At 42.2% G+C, this 3937-nt stretch carries 3 protein-coding genes and 1 pseudogene; 2 read left to right on the top strand and 2 right to left on the bottom strand.

Translation table 11 applies throughout. The features are described from left to right. Positions 1 to 107: pseudogene (locus BM058_RS18710) on the top strand (RNA polymerase subunit sigma-70); the annotation flags it as partial. A gap of 2 nt (positions 108 to 109) precedes the next feature. Here the strand turns inward: BM058_RS18710 and BM058_RS17855 are convergent. Then, positions 110 to 1690: a recombinase family protein gene (locus tag BM058_RS17855; protein WP_090929135.1), complete on the bottom strand. Its 1581-nt coding sequence runs from the start codon at positions 1688 to 1690 to the stop codon at positions 110 to 112. Positions 1691 to 1983: 293 nt separating this feature from the next. Between BM058_RS17855 and BM058_RS17850 the strand changes: the two genes are divergently transcribed. Further along, the gene (locus BM058_RS17850) at positions 1984 to 2229 is read left to right on the top strand and encodes a hypothetical protein (RefSeq protein ID WP_090929132.1); all 246 of its coding nucleotides are present in this window, start codon (positions 1984 to 1986) and stop codon (positions 2227 to 2229) included. 391 nt (positions 2230 to 2620) lie between these two features. Here the strand turns inward: BM058_RS17850 and BM058_RS17845 are convergent, their stop codons facing one another. Then, complete coding sequence (locus BM058_RS17845; RefSeq protein WP_090929129.1) at positions 2621 to 3628, bottom strand: DUF3231 family protein; 1008 nt, start codon at positions 3626 to 3628, stop codon at positions 2621 to 2623. Positions 3629 to 3937 lie beyond the last annotated feature (309 nt).

Genomic DNA, 3937 nt, shown 5'->3' with positions numbered 1-3937 from the left:
AAAATGAAATACTTATGCATCTGCGGGCGCTCAAAAAGGTGAAAAAGGACATCTCCCTGCACGATCCGATAGGAAGTGATAAAGAAGGCAATGAATTGCCCCTAATATGTTATACGTAATTAGGAGCAAAGGTATGAGGGAGGCGGGGATAAATCACAAGTTCGAAGTCATCTAAACGCTGCTGTTTGTTTTTGGTGTAAACGGCTTTCTCGATTACTGACTTGAGAAGGGCGTTTTTCTTTTTGATGTCGTCTGTCTTCTGATATAAGTCAAGGACGTGCTCGACATGGGGAATAATGTTTTCCTGGGCTGCTTCTCTTTCCTGCAGCAGTTCCATCTCTGATTGAGCGTTGGCGATGTTTGTGTTGATGTCATTCATACGGTCGGAGATATTTTGCGATCTTTCCAGAAAGGTTTCCTCATCATACACTCCGCGTTCCAGAAAGTCGTGCAGTTTAAGCTTCTGTTTGTTCAGTTCCTTTAATTCTTTCTCCATGGATTGAATGGAGTTCTGTAAGATCTCAAGCTCGTTGGCATCTTCGTTTGCCGTGTTATCCTCATTTCCATGGTCCCAGTCGGCTTTATAGCGATCCAGCCAGTCCTGAAGACCATTCAATACTTTCTGCTCCACGAATTCAATTTTGGAGCTGCGGCAGCCGCAATTTTTAGCGTTATTACACATGACGAATATTTTACCATCTGTGTAAGGGCGACGGACCATGGTTTTCTCACAGTACCCACATTTAACAATACCGGCAAGGGGATTGGTTACGCGCCCACCTAACTGGTAGGGGACATGGTATCTCACTTTCAAAATATCCTGGGCTTTTTCATATAATTCCATGGATACAAGAGGTTCGTGCTTTCCTTCAACGTCCACCCATTCATTACGAGGACGCGTCCGCGTGTCTTTAGTTTTCCCTGGTGTCGTGGACTTTTTAATATCCTTGCGCTTCCACTGCAACCGTCCGGCGTATACAGCGTTTTTAATGATGTTGAGGACAGCGCTTGGCTCCCACAGTTTCCCTGTGTAGGAAGGAGCGCTCATTTCATTGAGACGGTTTGCTATCTCAGCGCTGCCCAGGCGTTGATTGGAGTTATCCTCTGTATACCAGGCAAATATCTTTCTCACAATCGGCGCTTGGTCAGGGTGGGGAACAAGGGTGCGGTGCTTTCCATCTTTGTAGATTTCATATCCGTAGGGTGCATTTGTAGCGATGTAATTGCCTTCTTCAATGGAGCGGAGGCGGCCACCCTGCAGCCGGCGGTTAATGATTTTAAGCTCTTTCCGGGACATGAAGGTTTCAAACTCGGTGTATTCCTCATCCCATTCATCGGAAAGGTCATACGCTTTCCGTGTGGTGATGATTTTTGTTTTAGCAGTGCGGAAGGTGTCCAGTATCAAGCCTTGTTCCTGCATGTTGCCGCGGCCTAAGCGGTCAATATCCATGACGAGCACGGCATCATATTTATGATTTTCAACCTCTTTAAGCAGTTCAAGCATTTCGGGGCGGTGGACCAGGCTTTCCCCGGACACGATTTCCTGGCGGATCTTGGTGACGTTAAGGTTTAGTTTCTTGGCTATTTTGAAGAGGGCATTCTTATGTTTGGCTAAGGTTTCTCCATCGCCGCGGGCTTCTGCTTCGAGATCGGCACGGGATTTACGTAAGTACATACAGACGCTTTGCATAGTTATGATCACTCCTATCTTATTTGTATTGATTAGAATTAGCGATAGAAGACTGAAGTGATATCAGGGTTTAATAATTCTTCTACATCTTTAAAAAGCATGATAAAATATTCTGTTTCATCCAGCATGGCGGGGGTGTACCATCTCAGATTGTTCCATAATAAGCGTACAGAATTGCACGAGTTCGACGATGAGGACGTTATCACTTACAGGTGAAGGGACGGTTGATCTGACAAACATTCTTCTCGATAAATACAAGCAGACATCTACTTAAAATAAGAAGGGCAGTCCACATGGATCAGCCGCATAAAATGTCACGAGGTGATGCACCAATGACTGACAAATATCAAGATCAATCCATGGAGTATTACGATGGAAACACAAAGATCAAGATTGTTGATCCAGGCCCGGTTCCTCCTGAAAAAGTGGAACGCATTTTAGAACAGTTTCACGGCGTTGGGTGGTCGATATGGAAAGATCTTTCTATCGAAGAACAAAAAGCTATCAATGCAGAATACGACAAGAAGCGGGCTTATTAAGCATGCGCGGATGGATAAGAAAACGATTCTACGACATCTACTTTCTAAGATCACCAGATTCAGCATTTGAAGAATGCAAAGCAACATGAAGCCACTATGTTCCGTCTCATTGAGTTTCGGGTATTCTTTACGCCACTATCACGCATTACACCGGCGACGAAAAATGCGGTGCAGGGAGGGTGTAAATCGATTTCTATCTATGACTTTCAGATTTATGCAGAGTTTAGTGAGACAGGGCAGAGGTGTTCCTTTGGATTATTTGTCTGTGGTGGACAATCATGCGGAGAAAGTAACCAGTTAAGAACAATAAAAAAGCCGCCCCTCTTGGAACGGCTAATCTTAAAGCAAGTATATTAGGAAGTAGGTATATTCCTTAACCCCATAATCAACATTAATGGTTATCGGCTAACTCATCCCTATCTGCTGCCCTTGGCGGCTCCTCCATCCATCCGTGTTTGATCATGATTTTAGCTCCGCTGTTCGAGAATTTTGCGATTTCAGCCATCAGTCTGCCATACATAACACCGATATCCCTTCGTGGACTCATGGACATGCTTGAACCGTAATATCCAAGACTAAGGGCGGTTAAGGTCGAAGAATAAAACATCATTTTTTTATCCGAAAAAATATAAGTCGTTGACTCTGTGACTTCAGAGTCTAACATCATCGGGCTGGGTAAATCATTTTTTTTCAAATAAGATTCAAATACCGCACAGTGTTTTTGAGCAATTTCTTTACCCTTTAAAAAATATTGAGCCACTTCGTCGTTCTGGGCCACTTGGCTGTAGCCCATCATCGTAGCGGATCCCAACGCATTTCTTAGGAAATTGGCATAAAGATTCGATATTTCTATTCCTGTTAACGGTCTTCTTTCTCCCAAATATCCAGTTAAAAAACCTTGGTCTTTAACATAGTCAAACGTTTCCGGTTTAGGAAGATAAGGGGGCCTGTTATATAACCCTTTTGACAATAATACATCATTGGTCCACTTAATGATTTTGTCTGACTCTTTGAGGCAGGCACTGAAAAATTGATAAATGTCCTCCCTCACAACCAAACTAACAGCCATACTGTAATTGTTTAATCCGATTTTTCCTAATTGATTAAGCGTATTTAAATAATATATGTCGGTGAATAAACGGGGTGCTGAAATATCAACGTCTTTTTGCAGGTTAAACCCATAAGGAACTGGATAATTTTCCTCCATAAAAAACTGACTAATGCTGTTAACATGAGATTCAGACACGTTTTTGGCGTATTGTAATATTTCCTTTATTTCATCATCTTTGACTGTGTTTAATTCGTGTACCAGGTGACAAATCGCAGCACAGTCATTCATATATGTCACCCATAATTGTGAGATTTCTACGGAAGTTAATGAAATGTTACGTTTTGCCAATGGAATCCCTACTTTTTAAGTGTATACTTTAGTTATAGCTTGTACAGTCTTTAATACACTTATTCTGATAAAATTATTTTTAATATGAGATGTTAACGCCCGTATGTATCCTTATCAAGAAGATGTCAGGCGGTATGTCATGCTGCATCCTTTTCTTTTAAAGACATCTATTTAAGAAGGAAACCAGGAGAACATATACATATAACAACAGAAGGGCAATGAAATTTCTCTCATCGATGTGCTTGAGGAAGACGGTCCTGATGTGGCCGATCTGATTCAGCTGAATATGGAAAAAAAGCAGGTCGTTGC

Source organism: Salibacterium qingdaonense (assembly GCF_900114715.1).
Lineage (GTDB): Bacteria > Bacillota > Bacilli > Bacillales > Marinococcaceae > Salibacterium > Salibacterium qingdaonense.
The sequence above is the reverse complement of the archived record's forward strand: the minus strand, read 5'-3'. Positions and strand labels throughout refer to the sequence as shown.